The organism is Hymenobacter translucens (assembly GCF_020685205.1).
Taxonomy (GTDB): Bacteria; Bacteroidota; Bacteroidia; order Cytophagales; family Hymenobacteraceae; genus Hymenobacter; species Hymenobacter translucens.
Genome location: NZ_JAJERB010000004.1, coordinates 258,392 through 276,832, shown reverse-complemented (window position 1 = coordinate 276,832; position 18,441 = coordinate 258,392). Strand labels below are relative to the sequence as shown.

Genomic DNA, 18,441 nt, shown 5'->3' with positions numbered 1-18,441 from the left:
AAGATGAGCCTCGCCAACGAGAAAATCCACAAGCAGGATACGCGCGTGAAGTACTGCCGCTTCAAGAAAGCCGGTATCAAGTACGTCGACTACAAAGACCCGAACTTCCTGCTGAAGTTTGTGAACGAGCAGGGCCGCGTGCTGCCCCGCCGCATCACCGGCACCAGCCTGAAGTTCCAGCGCAAAGTAGCTCAGGCCGTAGCCAAAGCCCGCCACCTGGCGCTGATGCCCTACGTAACTGATTCGCTGAAATAGAAGCTTAGAAGTCCGGAGTTGGGAGTTTAGGAGCCAGAATATTCTGCCTCCTAGCTTCTATCTCCTAGCTCCTTCAAAAAAACTGACATGGAAGTAATTCTGAAAGACGACGTCAAGAACCTGGGCTACAAGAACGACATCGTGACGGTAAAGCCCGGCTACGGTCGTAACTACCTGCTCCCCCAGGGTCTGGCTATCCTGGCCGACAAGACCAACAAGAAAATCGTAGCCGAGAACGTACGTCAGGCTGCGCACAAAGCTGAGAAGATCAAAACTGCCGCCGAAGCCGTTGCCAGCCAGATTGGCGACACGGTGCTGGACATCCGCGCCAAAGTGGGTGAAACCGGCAAAATCTTCGGTCGCGTAACGACCCTGCAGCTTGCCGAAGGCCTGAAGGCCAAAGGCATTGAGGTTGACCGCAAGCGTATCTCGTTCGACCAGGAGCCCACGGCTGCCGGTGAGTACACTGCTACCCTCAACCTGCACAAGGAAGTGAAGCACCAGGTTCGCTTCAACGTAGTAGCTGAATAAGCTGCCCGCTATTCCATCCGAAAAGCCCGGCCCGTTGGCCGGGCTTTTTTGTTACCCTTTCCCCGGCTTACCGCCAAACTGCCGCCCCCCGGGCCACCGTATGGTACAGAGTCCGACGTCCCGGTTTCCGCCCTTCAGTGGGGGGCGGTTTGGCCGACGGGGCGCAGTTGAGTAAGTTGCCCTTCCGTTGGCTGGCCTCCAGCCTTATTTTCGCAGAATGTTTCGTACCGAATTACCGCTTACGCCCGATCCAAACCAGCTGCCCCCGGGGGCGCGGGTGCTGACTATCGGCTCCTGCTTTTCCGACGTCATGGGCGCCCGGCTGGCCGACTATAAAGTCCCCACCCTGGTGAATCCCTTTGGCACCGTGTTCAACCCGCTGGCGGCGGCCAAGCTGCTGCGGGCGGCGGCCGGCGAGGATATGGATTGGCAGCAGCACCTGGTAGAAGCCCGGGGCCGGTGGCAGAGCTACGACTTCCACGCTACCATAGGCGCCGACTCCCCGCCCGAGCTGCTGACCCGCATTCAGACGCTGGTGGAGCAGACCGGCGAGTTTCTGCGCACGGCCAACGTGGTAGTGCTGACGCTGGGGACGGCCTACGCCTACCGCCTGCGGGAAACCGATGAAATCGTCAGCAACTGCCACAAGGTGCCCGCTGAGCGGTTTGACCGGGAGCTGCTGTCGGCCGAGGACATCGTGGCCAGCCTTTCGGAAACGCATGCCCGCCTGCGCCGGCTGAACCCGAAGCTGCGGCTTATTCTGACGGTAAGCCCCGTGCGTCACCTCAAGGACACGCTGCCGCTGAACTCGGTGAGCAAGTCGGTGCTGCGGGTGGCCTGCCACTACCTGAGCGAGCTGCTGCCCGACGTATCGTACTTCCCGGCCTACGAGCTGCTGATGGACGATCTGCGCGACTACCGCTTCTACGGCCCCGATATGCTGCACCCGTCGGAAGTTGCGGAGAACTACGTGTGGGAGAAGTTTACCCATACTTACTTCGACCAGAGCTTCGGACGCTTCAAAAAAGAGTGGAGGTCGCTGCGGCAGGCCCTGACCCACCGGCCCCTGCACCCGGCCGCCCCCGAGCACGCCGAGTTTCTGGCTGCCACGCTGGAGCGCCTTGAGCGCCTGGCCGGGCAGGCCGACGTGCAGGTTGAAATTGCCGGTATCCAGGCCCAGATTCAGGCCCTGCCAGCTCCCAAGCCAGCTCCCGTGCCCGAGTTGGAGGATGACGAAGAGCGGATCGACATTGAGGAGCGCAGTGAAACGGCTCTGCACGTAACGGAAGCGGCCGACGACGTGGAAATCCCTCTTGCGTCGGAAAGAGCGCCGGCGCCAGCCAAGCACTGGCGGGATGCCGTCAAGGAGCGTCTGCAGCAACAGCAGCCGGCCGAAGCCGCTACACCCGAATCATCCGACGACGCGGAGGAAGGGGAAGAAGGATCCGGCCCCGTCGGGGAGCAGCCCACCGGAGGGCGAAAGCGGAAGCGCCGCTCCCGGGGTGGCGCCAAGCGCAACCGGGGCAAGAAAGCAGCCTTGCTGGCCGCCCAGGCGGATGGTTCCGCTCAGGCCACAGTGCCCCTACCCGCCGACGCGTTACCGGCTATTGACGCTGAAGCTGCCGCTCCGGCGCAACCCGCTTCATCAGGCGCCGTGTATTCCTCCGCCGACTCGGAGCGGTTCTTCAATGAGTCATTAGCAACCGACTTTACCCCGGCTCCCGAGCCTAGCCCCGAGCCGGTGCAAGAGCAGCCCCTGGAGCAGCCGGCTCCGGCTGAGCTACCGGCCCCGGCGCCCCGCAAGGGACGCTCGAGAGGAGGCCGTAAAGCTCCCGCAGTGCCAACTCTACCCGAAGCAACCGTAGTACCTGAGGCAGCACCGGAACAGCCCGTGCCCGTAGCTGTTCCTGAAGCCGCCACGGAACCGGATGCCGTACCCGTAGCCGAGCCCCAGCCTGCGGAGCCGAAAGGTCGGCCTTCGCGCCGCAAAGCGCCCGCTGCCCCTGCTCCGGCCCCGACGAAGCCCTACGGCTTCGGCTCCATGCGCGAGCCCGATGCGGATGTGGCCGATGCGCCAGTAACACCGAAAGCTCCAGCGCCCACCCCGCCGGCAGCAACACCAGCTCCTGCGGCAGCAGAACCTGTCTCCGTTGAGCCGGCTCCCGTAGCTCCGGCTGAGGCCCCGGCTAAGCCGGCGCCGAAACCCAAAGCGTCCCGGCCGTCCCGGGCTAAGAAGAAGCCCGAACCGGCGGCTCCGGCTCCTGTCCCGCCAGCGGCCGAAGCAGCGCCGGCGGCTCCAGCCAAGCCCGCCGCCCGCAAACGGCCGCCCCGCAAAAAGCCTGCGGCCGGCGACCAACCTTCCTGATAATCGTACAAGCAAGCCCGGCCTTCCAGCCGGGTTTTGCTTTGTCACCTCCTCTCCACTATGTCTGCTCAACCTGCCCACACCAACCGCCTTGCCAGCGAAACCAGCCCTTACCTGCTCCAGCACGCCCACAACCCGGTGGACTGGTATCCCTGGGGCCCTGAGGCGCTGGAGAAGGCCCGGGCCGAGCAGAAGCCGATTCTGGTCAGCATCGGCTACGCGGCCTGCCACTGGTGCCACGTGATGGAGCGGGAGTCGTTTGAGAACCCGCAGATTGCCCGGGTGATGAACCAGCACTTCGTTTGCATCAAGGTAGACCGGGAAGAGCGGCCCGACGTGGATCAGGTGTACATGGACGCGGTGCAGGCCATGGGCATTTCCGGCGGCTGGCCCTTGAACGTTATCCTGAACCCGGATGCCAAGCCCTTCTACGGCGGCACTTACTTCCCACCTAAGCAGTGGGCCCAGCTGCTGCAGAACGTAGCCGACGCCTATACCGGGGAGTATCGGGCGGAGCTCGACGATACGGCCGAACAGCTTACCCAGGCCCTGCGCGCCAGTGACCTGGAAAAGTATCGGGCTGAAGTGTCGGAATCCGGGCTGACGGAGGAGCGGTTCCGGCTGCTGCTTTACAACCTGAGCGCCCGCTTCGACCGGGAGCGGGGCGGCACCAGGCACGCGCCCAAGTTTCCGATGCCCTCGATCTGGCGGTTTCTGCTGCGCAGCCACGCCCGCACCGGCACCGCACCAGCGCTTAATCAGACCTTGCTCACCCTGCGGGAAATGGCCTGGGGCGGCCTCTACGACCAGGCCGGCGGGGGCTTTGCCCGCTACTCGACGGATGAAGAGTGGCTGGCGCCCCACTTCGAGAAGATGCTCTACGACAACGGGCAACTCGTTAGCCTGTATGCCGAGGCTTACCAGGTGACGCAGGATGAGCTGTTCCGAGAGGTCGTCTACGAAACCATTGCGTTTGTACGGCGGGAGCTGACCAGCCCGGAAGGCGGCTTCTACTCGTCCCTCGATGCCGACTCGGAGGGCGAGGAAGGCAAGTTCTACGTGTTTACCCGGGAAGAGCTGCAGCAGATTCTGGGCGACGAGGAAACGCTGTTTTCGGCGTATTACAACTGCACGGCCCTTGGCAACTGGGAGCACGGCCGCAACATCCTGCACCGCCGCCAGTCGGACGCCGACTTTGCCGTCGAGCACGAGCTGGCGCCGGCGGTAGTAGCCGGCCTCGTGCAGGGCTGGAAAGAGAAGATCATGGCCGCCCGGGAAGAGCGGGTCCGGCCCGGCCTCGACGACAAGGTTCTGACGGGCTGGAATGCCCTGATGCTGAGCGGGCTGCTCGATGCCTACCGGGCCTTCGGGGAGCCGGAGTTCCTGGCCCTGGCCCTGCGCAACGCCCGGTTCATCCAGGGCAGCCTGTACCGGGATGGGAAGCTGCAGCGCAGCTTTAAAGCCGGCCGCGCCACCATCGACGCCTTTCTGGAAGACTATGCCCTGCTCATCCAGGCCTACACCAGCCTCTACGAAGCCACGTTTGACGAAGCGTGGCTCCGTGCCGCCGAAACCCTGCTGGAGTACGTGCTGGCCCATTTCTTCGACCCGGCCGAAGAACAGTTCTTCTATACCGACGACAGCAGCGAAACGCTGATTGCCCGCAAGAAGGAGCTGTTCGACAATGTCATTCCCGGCTCGAACTCAGTTATGGCCCACAACCTGCACCGGCTGGGCTTGCTGCTGGAAAACACTCGCTACACCGAATTGGCCACTACCATGCTGGGGCGAGTACAGAACCTGGTGGTGCAGGAGCCCCAGCACCTCACGAACTGGGCCTCGCTTTACACCGCACTGCTCTGGCCCACGGCCGAAATTGCCATCGTCGGCCCCGAAGCGGAAGACGTGCGCCGGGAGCTGAGCCGGCACTTTCTGCCCAACGCCGTGCTGGCCGGCACCACTACCGCCAGCGAGCTGCCCCTGCTCCGGCACCGCACCGCCCAAAACGGCCAAACCACGCTCTACGTGTGCTTCGACCGCACCTGCCGGCAGCCCGTGCACACCGTGGCGGAGGCGCTGGCCCAGCTCTGATGCCGCTCGGAATATAGTGGGCCGCTCAGGCAAAATGCCCGGCCCGCACCGAAAAGTAAAGCATTGCATTGCCCGGCGTGGTTACCTTTACCGTTCGGTTTCCCTTGCCCCTGCCCGTTGAGCCTCACCTTTGATTTTATTCAGCCGGAGCCGGCTTCCGTGGACCGCGTCACACTGTTTGCGGACGTGATTCTGCCCCTGCCCCTGCCCAAGCTCTACACCTACCGCGTGCCCTACGAGCTAAACGACCAGGTGGTGGTGGGCGGCCGGGTAATCGTGCAGTTCGGGGCCAAGAAGACGCTCAGCTGCATCGTGGCGGCCGTGCACGAGCAGGCGCCGAAGGAATACCAGGCCAAGTACATCCTCGAGTTTATCGACGACGCGCCCGTGGTGACCCAGCCCCAGCTCAAGCTGTTCCGCTGGATGGCCGACTATTACCTCTGCACCCTGGGCGAAGTCATCAACGCCGCCCTGCCCTCGGCCCTGAAGCTCAGCTCGGAGTCGCGCATCCAGCTGCACCCGGCGTTTGTACCGTCCGACAACCCCTACCCGCTTTCCGAGCAGGAGGAGAAGCTGGTGGAGGTGCTCAGCTCCGAGGACGGCAAGGCCCTCACCTTCACCGAGGTCGGCGAGATTCTGGGCATCAGCTCGTTTCACAAGGTTATCAAGTCCCTGATTCAGAAGGACGTCATCTTTCTGTTCGAGCACCTGGCCGACAAGTACACGCCCAAGGTGGTGAAGAAGGTACGCCTGGCTCACCACTTCGTCGAGGAAAACTCCCTGGAAACCTTGTTTGCCCAGCTGGCTACCCGGCCCAAGCAGCTCGACGTGCTGATGCGCTACCTGCAGCGCGTGCCGGTGTACCAGGATGTGCATTCCAACCACCGGGGCATGGAAAAGGCGGCCCTTACCAGCAGCCCCCACCTCTCCCCTTCTGCCGTCAATACCCTGATCAAAAACGGGGTACTGGAGCAGTTTGACGTGATTGTGTCGCGCTTTCCGCTCGACGACAGTCCCGAGGCCAAGCTGCCCTTCAACCTGAGCGAAGCCCAGACCACCGCCCGCGACGACATCATGAGCCAGTTCGGGCAGCGCGACATCGTGCTGCTGCACGGCGTGACCGGGGCGGGCAAGACGGAAATCTACATCGACCTGATCCGCAACGCCCTCGACGGGGGCGGACAGGTGCTGTACCTGCTGCCTGAAATTGCGCTTACGGCTCAGATCGTGACCCGCCTGCTGCGCGTGTTTGGCTCCCGCCTGGGCGTGTACCACTCCAAATTCTCCGACAACGAGCGGGTGGAAGTGTGGAACGGGGTCTTATCGGGCCGGTTTCAGGTGGTGGTGGGCGTACGCTCGGCCGTGTTTCTGCCCTACGACAACCTCTCGCTCATCATCGTGGACGAGGAGCACGAAAGCTCCTATAAGCAGTACGAGCCGGCCCCACGCTACAACGCCCGGGAAGTGGCGCTGATGATGGCCAACTTCCAGGGTGCCAAAACCCTGCTCGGCTCGGCCACGCCTGCCGTCGAGACTTACTACCAGACCCGGGCCGGGCGCTGGGGACTCGTGACGCTGACCAAGCGGTTTGGCGAGGCCGGCCTGCCCGACATCGAATTGGTGGACACCCGTAAGAGCCGGGACCAGAAAAAGCTGCTCAACCACTTCACGCCCGAGCTGCTCACCGAAATCGAAACCAAGCTCAGCCTCAAGGAGCAGGTGATTCTGTTTCAGAACCGCCGGGGCTACTCGCCCTTCATCAACTGCCTGGACTGCGGCTGGATTCCGAAGTGCAAGAACTGCGCGGTGAGCCTCTCCTACCACAAGCACAGCCACGAGCTGCGCTGCCACTACTGCGGCTACAACGACCGGATGCCGGTAGAATGCCCCGCCTGCGGCTCCCGCAACCTGAAAACCGTGGGCTTCGGCACCGAGAAGATCGAGGACGACCTCAAGATCATGCTGCCCCAGGCTAACGTGCAGCGCATGGACCTCGATACCACCCGGGCCAAGAACGCCTATCAGCAGATTATTGCGGACTTCGAAAATCAGGTCACCAACGTGCTGGTGGGCACCCAGATGGTCACCAAGGGCCTTGACTTTGCCAACGTAAGCCTGGTAGGCATCATCAATGCTGACTCCATCATTCACTACCCCGACTTCCGGGCCCACGAGCGGGCGTTTCAGATGTTTGTGCAGGTCAGCGGACGAGCCGGCCGAAAAGGCAAGAAGGGCAAGGTGCTGATTCAGACGCAGGACCCCACCCAGGTTATCTTCGACAAGGTGATGCGCAACGACTACCTGGACTTCTACGACTACGAAATCACCCAGCGGCGGGAATACGGCTTCCCGCCCTTTATGCGCGTGATCCGGATGACGGTAAAGCACGTGGACCAGTCGGTAGCCGAGCAGGCGGCCATTCTGCTCACCCAGCAGCTCGTTGACCGCCTGGGCCGGGAGGCGGTGCTGGGCCCGGAGGCGCCCTACATCTTCCGCATCCGCAACTTCTACCTGCAGGAAATCACCATCAAGCTCGATCGGGAGCACACCGTCCTCAAGCACGCCAAGGCCCAGATTGTAGAGGCCATGAACGTGGTGAAAGACCAGAAGGAGTTCAAGCAGGCCCGCCTAGTGGCCGACGTCGACCCGATGTAGCGGCCGGTGTGGGGTAGCTGGCAGCAGCCCACCGCGCACCAGCCCCGTACTGCGGCCCACAAAAAAAGCCCCGACTGCCGATGCAGCCGGGGCTTTTTGCTGTAATCAGCGTCGTTCTACAGCTGATTGACGATGTAAAGCACGATCAGAACCACGCCGATGATGGCGATGATGGCACCAACCAGGTAAAGCAGCGTACCAACCGCGCCGCCGAGTACGGCACCGATAACCTCGATGAGCAAACCGAGCAGCAGCAGCAGGATGCCGTTGCGCAGGCTGCCGTCGAGCTTGCTGGCCGAAGCCGTTTCGCGGTGCTGGTTGAACTTGGTGGCTACTTTGCCGGCCAGCTTGTCGGCTTTCTTCAGCACTTTCTGGGTAGCGGCGCTCTGCAGGAAGCCAGGCTTGCTCTTGGCAACGCTGGCCGTAGCGGTGGCTTTGGCAGCGGGTGCAGCCACGGTGGCGGCTACCGCCTTTTTGGCCGGGGCCGGAGTGGCAACTTTCGCAACGGGGGTAGCCGGGGCAGCCGGAGCCTCAACGGCAGCTACTTCGGTGGGGACTGCCTTCACTTCCTCAGGCTGAGCAACAGGCTTCGCCACCGGTGCCGTGCGGTACGACTGGTGGTAGGGAGTAGTCTTGGGCAACATGGCGTACTGGGCGCGGTTGCAGCTGCTCAGGGCCAGCGTGGCGGCTACGATAACCGTCAGCTTGTGCATGATTCCGGAAAGGTGCTTCATCATGGTAATAAAAATGGGTGAATGTTGGAAAATGGCCTTTGTACGGGCAAAGAAAGAAATCGTCAGGCAAAAGTGGCATTTTGCGGCCGCTTTTTCGGTTACCCCTGATCCTAAATAGCAAAATATATCCGTATCCCCGGATTCGCTCCGGCTTCAGCGCCTGTCGAACGCTTCTCTCCCGCCCGCTGTTCTGCTTTCAACCGGTTGCTTTACCTCCCCGCATGAACCTGACTGCCTCCCGCTGGCTGCCCCTGCTGGGCGCCTCTCTGCTGTTGCCCCTGGCCTGCACCCAGCCACCGACCGAAAGCACGGCCGCCGGCCTGATGGAACGCCGGCATAGCCTGGCGCCCGATACCAGCGGCTACGAAGTGCGCCCCCCGGCCGACCCCAACGGCATCGGCAAATACTACCTCGGCCGGCAGATTGCCCACGTGATGGGCCACGAAGGCGCCGACTGGCTGGAGCGGGCCGACCGGCAGCAGGAAGAAGGCACCGATATTCTGCTCCGGGAGCTTAAGCTGAAGCCCACCGACGTAGTGGCCGACCTGGGCGCCGGCACCGGCTACTTTACTTTCCGGATCAGTCCGCTCGTGCCCAAGGGAAAGGTGCTGGCCGTCGACATCCAGGAGGAAATGCTGACGGCTCTGCGCCAGACCCGCACGGCCCGGCAGATTACCAACGTGGAGCCCGTGCTGGGCACCACCAAAAACCCGAACCTGCCGGCGGGCGGCGTGGACCTGGTGCTGGTAGTGGATGCCTACCACGAGTTTGACTTTCCGCGGGAGATGATGCGGGCAGTGCGGGCCAGCCTGAAGCCGGAGGGCCGCCTGGCGCTGGTGGAGTACCGGGCCGAAGATCCCAAAGTACCGATCAAGCGAATCCACAAGATGAGCGTGGAGCAGGCCAAGCGCGAAATGGCCGCCGTGGGGCTGACTTTCGTGGAAAGCATCGAAGCCCTGCCCCAGCAGCACCTCATGATTTTCCGGAAAGCCAAGTAGCCCGGTAGCGCCACCAATTGCGTGGCTTGTACGCGCTGACTTTTCTGTGACAAACCAGTCGGTGACAAAACGTTTTGTCACCGACTGGTTTGTCACAGCTTTTTCACGGGCCACGGGTGCTGCCTTTGTTGGCCTGCTTTTCAGCAGCAGCGGGCGGGCCGGTGCGCTATCTTTGCGCCATGTCCGACCCCCGCCAGCTTTCCATTCACGACTTCACGTACGACCTGCCTGCCGACCGGATTGCCGCCGAGCCCCTGGCCGCCCGCGACCAGTCGCGGCTGCTGGTGAGCCGGGGCGGGCAGCTGGCCGACCACACCTTTGCCGAACTGCCCGACCTACTGCCAGGCGACGCGCTGCTGGTCTTCAACAACACGAAAGTGGTGCGGGCCCGACTGCTCGGTCACCGCGAAACGGGCGGGGCGGTGGAGCTGTTCTGCCTCGAGCCGGTAGCCCCACACCGCGCGATAGAGCCCGCCATGCAGCAGACCGGGAGCTGCGTGTGGAAATGCCTGGTTGGCAACGGGCGGCGCTGGAAAAGCGGGGCGGTGCTCATTTCGTTTGAAGCGGCTGGCCAGCCAGCCCTGCTTCGCGCCGAGCGGCTTGAATCCGGCCCGGGCTACTCCCTGATTGAGTTCCATTGGGAGCCGGCCGCTCTGCCGTTTGCCGAAGTGCTGCGCGGAGCCGGCCACCTGCCCCTGCCCCCTTACCTCAACCGCGCCGACACCGACGTAGATGCCGTGCGCTACCAGACGGTGTACGCCGCCCACGAAGGCGCCGTAGCCGCTCCCACCGCCGGTCTGCACTTCTCCGACCAGGTTCTGGCCGACCTGGCAGCGCGGGGCATCCAGACGGCCCACCTCACCCTGCACGTTGGCGCCGGCACGTTCCAGCCCGTCAAGGCTGACCAGATGGCCGACCATCCCATGCACGCCGAGCCCATTCAGGCTGACCGTCAATTGCTGGAGCAGTTGCTAGTCCAGCTTGGCCGGCCCATCATTGCGGTGGGCACGACCAGCCTGCGCAGCCTGGAAAGCCTGTACTGGCTGGGGGCCCGACTGGTGCGGGAGCCTGACACTTCCGAGCTGCAGGTAAGCCAGTGGGACCCGTACGAAGCCCACGCCGAGGAAGTGCCGCTCCGTGCGGCTTTGGAAGCATTAGTTGCTTTCCTCGACCGCACCGGAGCCCCCGTAATTGCAGCCTCCACCCAGCTGCTGATTGCCCCCGGCTACCGGTTCCGCGTGATTCAGGGACTCATCACCAACTTTCATCAGCCTGAAAGTACCCTGCTGCTGCTGGTAGCGGCGCTGCTGGGTTCCGGCTGGCGCAATGTCTACGACCACGCCCTGGCGCACAACTACCGCTTTCTAAGCTACGGCGACAGTTCCCTCCTGCTGCCCTGACGCGTCATGCTGGGCACTAAGTCAGGCGCGGGCCAACTATTTCCGGGGGCAGCGTATAAGGGGCATTGTCCCCTAACTCTGCTAAATCATGAAAACTCTTCTTGCACTTACCGCCGCCCTGGCTTTCTCCACGGCTGCCTTCGCCCAGGGCGAAGTAAAAAGCGAAACCGACGTTCGTAGCAATGGCACGGTAAAAACCGAAACCACCACCCGCACCGGCCGCACCAAGGCCGGCACTGTCGTTCAGCGGACCGGCCAGGGTGCCAAATACGCCGGCAAGAAAACCGGCCACGTCGTAAAGCGCGCTGGCCAGAAAACCGGCCACGTAGCCAAGAAAGCCGGCCGCGCCGTGAAGAACACCGCCACCGACGTAGTAGACTAGCCGTACCGGCTTACCAGCAAAAAAGCCTCTCCCGCAATGGAGAGGCTTTTTTATTGCTCTGTTTTGACTACTGGCCCACCATAAACAGGGCATTGCCGAACAGCAGCTTGCCGCCCTGCCAGAATCCCCGGAACAGCGGGTTATCGGCCAGGTAAATCACCTGACCCCGCCCCATTTCCTGGGCTCCCAGCACAAACGTATCGGTGAGCTTGCGGCGGGCCTTGCTGCCGGCAAAGCCGGCGGCGTAGTCATTGCGGCGCAGTACACCCACGTTCCAGCCCCCGGGGCCCAGGAAACGGTAGTTGAGCGTGTCGCGCACCAGGGCGTAGTACGAGGAGCCGTAGCCAAAAGCCAGCGGGTGGGTGTTGTCGAGCTGCACCCGGTACACGCTGCCCTGCACGGTCTGCTGAATCTGCTCCCGCTCGGCGTCGGCGTAGCGCCGGAGCAGCTGCTCGGGCTGGGGCCGGGCCACGGTGCTGTCGGGGGCTTTGGTTTTCAGGGCGAAGTCCTTTTTGTTGGCCAGAAAGCCGGCAGCTCCTTCCATGGCAATAAGCCGGCCGCCCCCGCGCACCCACTGCTTCAGGCTTTCGAGGCTGCGCTCCGGGTAGATACCCGTGTAGTCCCCGTCGGGCAGAATCAGCACATCAAACCGGGCCAGGGGTACGCTGCTCAGGTAGTCGGCTCCCAGTACCGTGACGGGGTAGCCCAGCTGCTGCTCGAAGAAGTGCCAGACTTCCCCGAAGGCCGTGGGCGACACGCCGGGTCCGGCCACAACGGCCACAGTCGGAGCTTTCAGGGAATGGACGTAGCCCGAGCCCAGGTCGGCCCCGGACGTGGAGAAGCCCGACTGCACTGCCTGCACCAGCACACCTGCCGAATCGGCCTGGGCCCGGATAAGCTGGTCGAGGCGGGTGCCGAGGGCTTCGTTGCCGGCCCGGGTGATGACGAGCGTACCGGGCTGGTACTGCTGCCCCTCGGCCTCGAACGGACGCTGGGCCACCCGCACCCGCACCTTTTGCTGGAGCAGCCGACTCAGGAACCGCAGGTCCGACATAGTGTTCCAGCGGGCTACGTAAGCATAAGGCACAACCTTTGCCCCACCAACTACACCTACCCCCGTGTGGCCTTTGCCCCCGGGGAAGTCCTTGGGATGTTGCGGCTCAAGGCGGGTACGCAGGGCGTAGCCTTTCACTCCGTAAGCGTAGGGAATGGCCCAGGAGGTAATGTCGTAAGTCAGGGAGTCTTCCAGCGCGGCCCGGGGCTCAAACAGAACCTTCACCAGCGTCGACTTGGGCTGGTACATGGAAACAACCAGGTCTTCGGGCTTCAGCGTGAGGTTGGCATCGCCCCCGGTTGCGTAGTCGAAGCCGCGCAGCCTGCGGCCTTTATAGGCGTAGCCGTACCGGATGCCCTGCCGGTCGAGGTAGTCCGTAACGCCCCGCAGACCTTCGGGCGTGCCGCTCAGCACAAAGGTTTTAAACTCGCCTTTGGGCCGGAGGCGGGCATCATCGTAGTACTTGCGAAACTCGCGGACCAGTTCCTCGCGCCGGTCGGCCGAAGCCTGGATGGTGGCCAGGCTGGCGGCGTGGTGGTGTTGCACGCGCTGGGCCAGGGTAAGCGTGTCGCCGTCGGAGCGGGCGTAGCGCAGGCCGGCCCGCCCCCCGCCGCTTTGCTCGTAGGTCATGCCGATGGCGCCGTTGAAGGTGGGCCAGGTGTCGCCGTAGCTGGGATAGAACAGGTCGTAGGTTTCGCGGGTAAAGTACAGCCAGCCTTTCGCGTCGAACACCCGGCGGTTGTAGTCACCGATGACGTTCTGAAAGCTGCGCTGAAACGGGGTGATGTCCTGGTGGTAGGGCTTGGCGGCGGGTGAGAAGTAGTAGGCGCCCTCGGCCGTCATTTCGTGGAAGTCGGCGTGCACCTGGGGCAGCCACTGGTTGTAGAGGGCCACCCGCTGCCGGCTTTCCTGCTGGGTCTGCCAGGCCCAGTCGCGGTTCAGATCGAAGTAATAGTGGTTGAACCGCCCCCCGGGCCAGGGCTGCTGGTGCTCCCAGGCGTAGGGCGAGGCATTCGGCGTTGTGCTGCGCACCCGGTTGTACCATTGCACGTACCGCTCCCGTCCGTCAGGATTCACGCAGGGGTCCACGAGCAGCACCACGTTCTGCAGCCACTGTGCCGCCTGCGGGTTCTGGGGGTTGGCCAAGTCGTAGAGCACCTGCATCACCGCCTCGCTCGACACGGCCTCGTCGCCGTGAATGTTATAGCTGAGCCATACCAGCGCCGGCTGCCGGCCGGTGGGGCGGCCTTCTGCCTGGCCGGTCAGCTGCAGGTTAGCCCGGCGGATTTCCTCCAGGCGGCTCAGGTTTTCGGCCGAGGCAATCTGCACCACTTCCAGCGGCCGGCCCTCGTAGGAGCGCCCGTAGGACACGAGCCGCATCTGCTGCGGGCTGTGCTGCACCACGTGGTCGACGTAGCGGAGCAGCTCGGCGTGGGTGGTAAACCGGGAGCCCAGCGGGTAGCCCAGAAACTGGGTGGGGGTCAGCAGGGGGCCGGCGGAGGGATTGTTTTGAGCAGCTACAGCCAGGGGCAGCAGCACGAGCAGCAACAGTAGCAGGCGATGCCGTACGCCGCCGGCGATAGTAATGTTCTTCATACAGGCAAATGGGAATGTACGCCGGACAGGGATTGTGCCGCTGCACGACCAATCGGGAGCTTAAACGCGGACTTCCGGCTCCCGGGATTCGAATTTCCACTACTTACGCTGCAATCCTACCCGGAGCAACTTTTTTATCGCGCGGGCAGACCGATGAAGGTGCGTTTAAGCAGGCATCAGAGCGAGGCCAGCAGGTCATGGTTGATGCCAATGCCGGCCAGGGTGCCCGCCGTCACGGCTATGGTTACGGCCCGCCGGGGAGTGGTAGCGTCGCCGGCGGCATAGATGCCGGGCTGGCTGGTTTGCTGGGTTTCATCTACCTGGAGGTAGCCGGCTTCGGTATGCAGGCAGCCCAGTGCCTGGGGCAACGGGCAGTGCTGCTCAAATGGCGGGCGCGCGTACAGGGCAGTCAGCGGCAGCTGCTGCCCGTCGGATAAGGCTACGTGCGTGAGGTAGCCGTTCCGGTGAGCCAGCTCCTGTACGGGCGTTTCTACTACGGACACCTGCCAGTCGGCCAGCTGCTGCCGCTGCTCGGCGTCCAGGGTAGATTCGCCGTTGGTGAAGATAGTCAGCTCTCGGGTCCAGTTGCGAAGGAGCCGCGCCTGCTCAAACGCCATGGTCCCGTTCAGCAGGATGCCCGTGGCCTGGCTTCGGTACTCGTAGCCGTGGCAGTAAGGGCAGTGAATAACCGAGATGCCCCAGCACTCCGTAAATCCCCGAACCGCGGGCAACAGGTCGCGGACCCCGGTTGCAAACAGCAGCTTCCGGCTGCGCACCACCAGGCCGCCCGCCGTTGTCACGGTGAAGCTATCATCCTTTCCTTCCACGCGCGTCGCGGCATCGGCCCGAAACTGCACCGTCGGATAAGCCAGTACCTGTTCTTTAGCCTGAGCGGCAATAGCGGCCGGGGTGCTGCCATCCTGGGTCAGGAAGTTATGCGAATGGGGCATGTGCCGGTTGCAGGGGCGGCCGCTGTCCAGGATCAACACATTGCGAATGGCCCGGCCAAGGGCCAGCCCGGCCGAAAGACCGGCGTAGCTCCCGCCAATGATTACCACATCAAACTTTGGTTGAAGTTGCGCTTTTGCAGTCATGCTTCGTCTCTTTTAAAGGTTATTTGTCTCTATTATGTGACATGAGTTAGCAAAAAAAATCAGACGCCTATGCCTTTGCTGAAGGAAAACCAGGCGAAGTGCTTTAAGCTGGTCCGGGCTACCGTACCGGATGCTTCCGCATTCACGGTAGCCGATATCACGCTGCGGAACAGCATCGTAACCCACTCCACCGTAAGTTCCCGGCTGATTGTCCCCTCATCGATAAGAAAGGAAACCACTCCCCGGTAGCGGGTCATCATGGCATCATAATGCGCACAGTTAGGGTTTTGCGGATTGTGCAGGTGCTCCGGCCGGTTGTGCAGCTTGCTCAGAAACGAATACTTGGCTCCGCACTCCACGCCCGCATACAGCATGTTTTCCAGTTGGACGAGGGGCACGTCGGAACTGTCGAGCGCCTGCGCCATGGCCTGGTTGCAGCGGCGCTGCATGTCGCGGGCACAGCTGGCCAGCAGCTCGTCGCGGCCGGTAAAGTACCGGTGCAGGGTGCGCCGGGTAATGGCGGCCCGCTCCGCTACTTTTTCCAGCGGTGCTGAATAGTCCTCGTTGAACACGAGGATGGCGGCGTCGATGATAGTTTGCTGGGTGTCCGGCATGGCGATACGCAAAACTACACAAAAGTCTCAAATGTGAGACATATCGGTTCGTACCTATCCCGTCCTTGCTCCCTTCACCCAGGATCAGTAGTGTTTGGGGCAGCCGGCAGCTAGGCTTTGCAGCCGTCGGGGTACTTTCGCGTATGGGCGTTATCCGGCCCTGCTCCTGGCTTATGCAAATCACGCTCACCACCCCGGCCCTGCTGTTTCCGGCGCTTTCACTGATGCTGCTGGCCTACACCAACCGGTTTCTGGCTTTGGCTAACCGGGTGCGCACGCTCAAGTCGCAGTACCAGACCACTCACAGTGCGCACCTGATGAAGCAGATTCAGAGTTTGCGCCGCCGGCTGGTCATTATCCGCAACATGCAGGCCGTGGGCAGCGCGGGCATGTTCGGCTGCGTGCTGGCCATGTTTCTGCTGTTTGCCGATCAGGTGAAAGCCGGGCAGGCGGTGTTTGGCGGCAGCCTAATAGCCCTGCTGGTATCCCTGGCCATGTCGCTACGGGAAATCCTGATTTCGGTGGACGCCCTGAACATCGAGCTCGACGACCTGGAAAACGACGAGGAGCGCCGCCTGGCCGGGGGTGCCTCGCCTACCCTGCCGGAAGAAGCTTAGCGGCCGCCGTTGGCGCGGTCCGGGGCGTCTTTCTCCCGCAGCTGGTACAGCACGCTTTCGGCCACACCCCGCCCGAAAAGGCTCAGGCCGGCGTTGAAAACCACCAGCGCAGCCGTGCCCGCCGCTACCCACTCCCGGGTCGGGGCATTGCGGTCCTTCATAGCTCCCGACCATTGAATCATGCAAGCCCCGGCGCCAACGGTTACAAGCCCGAGCGGGGAGAAAAGCAGCCATTTGGTTTTGTGTGTCATGGTATAGAACGTATAGATGAATGAAAGCCGGCCCGGCCGCTGGACCGGGTCCTGTTCTTCCAATCGTATCTTTGGCCCATTAGGTTGTGCGGCCCGGGCCGCCACCCCACTTTTCGCTTTGCCATGAGTACCCAAGCCTTTGAGCAGCTGCTGCAAGCCGCCTTTTCTTCTGATGCCGACGCGGCCCGCTACCTCTCGCCGGCTGAGCGCACCGCCTACACCACGTTCCAGCAGGCCAGCCGGGCTGACCTGCCCTTCCGCTTCGAGCGGGTGCGGCTCGCCGTGGCCATGTCCCTGATGAAGCTGCTGGCCGACCTGGGCGACAACGAGGAAAGCCGCCGGGTGCTCGACGTGCTGCACCGGGCGCTGAAAGCCAAATCGGTGGCCGACATCGACGCGACTATTACCAAGGAAGCCAAGCTGTTTGAGCGCCTCTATACCAACCTCTACGTGAACGACGACGGGGAGCAGCTGCTGAACCTGTTTGAGCGCACCCTCGACGCCGATACCCGGCCGCTGATGGACGAAGTTATTGCCGACGCCCTGGAAGTGGCCCGGGAGCTGGATTTCAGCTCCCACGAAGAGGACGAAGACGACAGCGAAGCCTGACATGCTCCCGTCGGCAGCGGCCGGGCGTAATCCCGGCCAAGTGCTTACCTTTTCGCCGGGTTAGCCCGCTTCCGGTATCGGACTGGCTTTTTTCGCTAAGGTCATGACGTTAACTTTCCTGGGCCTGGTCCTGCTTATCGTAGGCCTGAACGCTGCCAAACTCTCTCCCGGCTTTGAGCGGTTCCGGCAGGGGCTGACGTTCCTGGGCGCCCTGCTTTTGCTGATCGGCCTTTCAGCCAGCACCGTCGTGCAGATTGAAGCCGGCGAGGTGGGCGTGCAGACGCTGTTCGGGCAGGTGCAGCCCCGCATCCTGACCAGCGGCCTGAACGTGGTCAATCCCCTGGTCGATGTAGCTCACTTCGACACCAAAACCCAGAACTACACCATGTCGGCCCAGCGCGAGGAAGGGCAGCGGGCCGGCGACGACGCCATCCGGGTGCTTTCCGCCGACGGCCTTGAAGTCGTTATCGACCTGACGGTGCTCTACCGGGTGCTGCCCGACAAAGCGCCCCGCATCCTGTCAACCATTGGTGCGAACTACCAGGACGCCATCGTGCGCCCCGTTACCCGCACCCGCATCCGCGACAATGCCGTTTACTACGACGCCGTGGCGCTCTACTCCACCCGGCGCGACGAGTTTCAGACCCGCATCTTTACCAGCATCGAAAAAGACTTCCGGGCGCGGGGCCTGCAGCTCGAGCAGCTGCTGATCCGTAACATCCAGCTGCCGGAATCGGTGAAGCGCAGCATCGAAAGCAAGATCTCGGCCGAGCAGGACGCCCAGAAGATGCCGTTCGTGCTGCAGAAGGAGCGCCAGGAAGCTGAGCGCAAGCGCGTAGAGGCCCAGGGCATTGCCGACTACCAGAAAATCATCAGCGGAGAGCTGAGCGACAAGCTGCTTCAGTACGAAACCATCAAAGCCAACCGCGAAATTGCCACTTCGCCCAACGCCAAGGTTATCATTATGGGTGGCGGCCGCACCGCGCCCCAGCTGCTGTTGTCCGACAAATAAGCCCGGTTGCCTGTTTTGGGCCTGCACTATGCGGCCCTGAACGGTGTTTCCCCCTACCTTGCCCGTCCGCCGTCGTTGGGTTTCCCTCACCTCAATTGTTACCTTTACCCGGTCCGGCAGCCACTTTCCGCGTCGGCTCCCGCCTGACAGTCAGCGGCACTACCGCTTCGCTCCTTCTTATTG

At 62.9% G+C, this 18,441-nt stretch carries 16 protein-coding genes; 11 read left to right on the top strand and 5 right to left on the bottom strand.

The genetic code is table 11. From position 1 onward, the window contains the following. Nucleotides 1-3: 3 nt before the first annotated feature. The 5 genes from rpsR to priA all read left to right on the top strand — a co-directional run bounded on the left by rpsR (nucleotide 4) and on the right by priA (nucleotide 7,897). Nucleotides 4-255 (top strand): 30S ribosomal protein S18, encoded by a 252-nt coding sequence (gene rpsR / locus LJY25_RS11350; RefSeq protein WP_227608457.1) that lies wholly within the window; start codon nucleotides 4-6, stop codon nucleotides 253-255. 87 nt (nucleotides 256-342) lie between these two features. Continuing rightward, on the top strand, nucleotides 343-786 hold the full coding sequence (gene rplI / locus LJY25_RS11345; protein ID WP_227608456.1) for a 50S ribosomal protein L9: 444 nt from the start codon (nucleotides 343-345) through the stop codon (nucleotides 784-786). A gap of 217 nt (nucleotides 787-1,003) precedes the next feature. Continuing rightward, nucleotides 1,004-3,151 (top strand): GSCFA domain-containing protein, encoded by a 2,148-nt coding sequence (locus LJY25_RS11340; protein WP_227608455.1) that lies wholly within the window; start codon nucleotides 1,004-1,006, stop codon nucleotides 3,149-3,151. A gap of 60 nt (nucleotides 3,152-3,211) precedes the next feature. Then, nucleotides 3,212-5,242, top strand: coding sequence for a thioredoxin domain-containing protein (locus tag LJY25_RS11335; protein ID WP_227608454.1), 2,031 nt, complete (start codon nucleotides 3,212-3,214; stop codon nucleotides 5,240-5,242). Between the two features lie 117 nt (nucleotides 5,243-5,359). Further along, nucleotides 5,360-7,897, top strand: coding sequence for a replication restart helicase PriA (gene priA / locus LJY25_RS11330; RefSeq protein ID WP_227608453.1), 2,538 nt, complete (start codon nucleotides 5,360-5,362; stop codon nucleotides 7,895-7,897). 116 nt (nucleotides 7,898-8,013) lie between these two features. On the opposite strand, the gene LJY25_RS11325 is transcribed toward priA, so the two are convergent. Continuing rightward, nucleotides 8,014-8,634, bottom strand: coding sequence for a hypothetical protein (locus LJY25_RS11325; protein WP_227608452.1), 621 nt, complete (start codon nucleotides 8,632-8,634; stop codon nucleotides 8,014-8,016). A 218-nt stretch (nucleotides 8,635-8,852) separates the two neighbouring features. On the opposite strand from LJY25_RS11325, the gene LJY25_RS11320 reads away from it, so the two are divergent. The 3 genes from LJY25_RS11320 (at nucleotide 8,853) to LJY25_RS11310 (ending at nucleotide 11,411) form a co-directional block, all read left to right on the top strand. Further along, complete coding sequence (locus LJY25_RS11320) at nucleotides 8,853-9,629, top strand: class I SAM-dependent methyltransferase (protein ID WP_227608451.1); 777 nt, start codon at nucleotides 8,853-8,855, stop codon at nucleotides 9,627-9,629. A 179-nt stretch (nucleotides 9,630-9,808) separates the two neighbouring features. Continuing rightward, complete coding sequence (locus LJY25_RS11315; protein WP_227608450.1) at nucleotides 9,809-11,029, top strand: S-adenosylmethionine:tRNA ribosyltransferase-isomerase; 1,221 nt, start codon at nucleotides 9,809-9,811, stop codon at nucleotides 11,027-11,029. 88 nt (nucleotides 11,030-11,117) lie between these two features. Next, nucleotides 11,118-11,411, top strand: coding sequence for a hypothetical protein (locus tag LJY25_RS11310; RefSeq protein WP_227608449.1), 294 nt, complete (start codon nucleotides 11,118-11,120; stop codon nucleotides 11,409-11,411). Nucleotides 11,412-11,478: 67 nt separating this feature from the next. Here the strand turns inward: LJY25_RS11310 and LJY25_RS11305 are convergent, their stop codons facing one another. From LJY25_RS11305 to LJY25_RS11295, 3 genes are all read right to left on the bottom strand, one after another. Then, nucleotides 11,479-14,061: a M14 family metallopeptidase gene (locus LJY25_RS11305; protein ID WP_227608448.1), complete on the bottom strand. Its 2,583-nt coding sequence runs from the start codon at nucleotides 14,059-14,061 to the stop codon at nucleotides 11,479-11,481. A 176-nt stretch (nucleotides 14,062-14,237) separates the two neighbouring features. Beyond that, the gene (locus tag LJY25_RS11300) at nucleotides 14,238-15,119 is read right to left on the bottom strand and encodes an NAD(P)/FAD-dependent oxidoreductase (RefSeq protein ID WP_317206593.1); all 882 of its coding nucleotides are present in this window, start codon (nucleotides 15,117-15,119) and stop codon (nucleotides 14,238-14,240) included. Between the two features lie 95 nt (nucleotides 15,120-15,214). After that, nucleotides 15,215-15,769 carry a TetR/AcrR family transcriptional regulator gene (locus LJY25_RS11295; RefSeq protein ID WP_227608446.1) on the bottom strand — a complete coding sequence of 185 codons (555 nt, stop codon included), beginning with the start codon at nucleotides 15,767-15,769 and terminating at the stop codon, nucleotides 15,215-15,217. Nucleotides 15,770-15,942: 173 nt separating this feature from the next. On the opposite strand from LJY25_RS11295, the gene LJY25_RS11290 reads away from it, so the two are divergent. Continuing rightward, the gene (locus LJY25_RS11290) at nucleotides 15,943-16,386 is read left to right on the top strand and encodes a DUF2721 domain-containing protein (protein WP_227608445.1); all 444 of its coding nucleotides are present in this window, start codon (nucleotides 15,943-15,945) and stop codon (nucleotides 16,384-16,386) included. Here LJY25_RS11290 and LJY25_RS11285 read toward each other — a convergent pair. Then, nucleotides 16,383-16,637: a hypothetical protein gene (locus LJY25_RS11285; RefSeq protein WP_227608444.1), complete on the bottom strand. Its 255-nt coding sequence runs from the start codon at nucleotides 16,635-16,637 to the stop codon at nucleotides 16,383-16,385. The genes LJY25_RS11290 and LJY25_RS11285 overlap by 4 nt on opposite strands. A gap of 123 nt (nucleotides 16,638-16,760) precedes the next feature. On the opposite strand from LJY25_RS11285, the gene LJY25_RS11280 reads away from it, so the two are divergent. After that, the gene (locus LJY25_RS11280; RefSeq protein WP_227608443.1) at nucleotides 16,761-17,246 is read left to right on the top strand and encodes a hypothetical protein; all 486 of its coding nucleotides are present in this window, start codon (nucleotides 16,761-16,763) and stop codon (nucleotides 17,244-17,246) included. A gap of 103 nt (nucleotides 17,247-17,349) precedes the next feature. Next, entirely contained in the window at nucleotides 17,350-18,258 is a 909-nt protein-coding gene (locus LJY25_RS11275; RefSeq protein ID WP_227608442.1) for a prohibitin family protein, read from the top strand. Nucleotides 18,259-18,441: the final 183 nt, after the last annotated feature.

What these genes read in the sequence shown, in the direction of transcription:
- rpsR (WP_227608457.1), top strand. Translation starts at nt 4, where the DNA reads ATGAGCCTCGCCAACGAGAAAATCCACAAGCAGGATACGCGCGTGAAG.
- rplI (WP_227608456.1), top strand. Translation starts at nt 343, where the DNA reads ATGGAAGTAATTCTGAAAGACGACGTCAAGAACCTGGGCTACAAGAAC.
- LJY25_RS11340 (WP_227608455.1), top strand. Translation starts at nt 1,004, where the DNA reads ATGTTTCGTACCGAATTACCGCTTACGCCCGATCCAAACCAGCTGCCC.
- LJY25_RS11335 (WP_227608454.1), top strand. Translation starts at nt 3,212, where the DNA reads ATGTCTGCTCAACCTGCCCACACCAACCGCCTTGCCAGCGAAACCAGC.
- LJY25_RS11325 (WP_227608452.1), bottom strand. Translation starts at nt 8,634, where the DNA reads ATGATGAAGCACCTTTCCGGAATCATGCACAAGCTGACGGTTATCGTA.
- LJY25_RS11320 (WP_227608451.1), top strand. Translation starts at nt 8,853, where the DNA reads ATGAACCTGACTGCCTCCCGCTGGCTGCCCCTGCTGGGCGCCTCTCTG.
- LJY25_RS11315 (WP_227608450.1), top strand. Translation starts at nt 9,809, where the DNA reads ATGTCCGACCCCCGCCAGCTTTCCATTCACGACTTCACGTACGACCTG.
- LJY25_RS11310 (WP_227608449.1), top strand. Translation starts at nt 11,118, where the DNA reads ATGAAAACTCTTCTTGCACTTACCGCCGCCCTGGCTTTCTCCACGGCT.
- LJY25_RS11305 (WP_227608448.1), bottom strand. Translation starts at nt 14,061, where the DNA reads ATGAAGAACATTACTATCGCCGGCGGCGTACGGCATCGCCTGCTACTG.
- LJY25_RS11295 (WP_227608446.1), bottom strand. Translation starts at nt 15,769, where the DNA reads ATGCCGGACACCCAGCAAACTATCATCGACGCCGCCATCCTCGTGTTC.
- LJY25_RS11290 (WP_227608445.1), top strand. Translation starts at nt 15,943, where the DNA reads ATGCAAATCACGCTCACCACCCCGGCCCTGCTGTTTCCGGCGCTTTCA.
- LJY25_RS11285 (WP_227608444.1), bottom strand. Translation starts at nt 16,637, where the DNA reads ATGACACACAAAACCAAATGGCTGCTTTTCTCCCCGCTCGGGCTTGTA.
- LJY25_RS11280 (WP_227608443.1), top strand. Translation starts at nt 16,761, where the DNA reads ATGAGTACCCAAGCCTTTGAGCAGCTGCTGCAAGCCGCCTTTTCTTCT.
- LJY25_RS11275 (WP_227608442.1), top strand. Translation starts at nt 17,350, where the DNA reads ATGACGTTAACTTTCCTGGGCCTGGTCCTGCTTATCGTAGGCCTGAAC.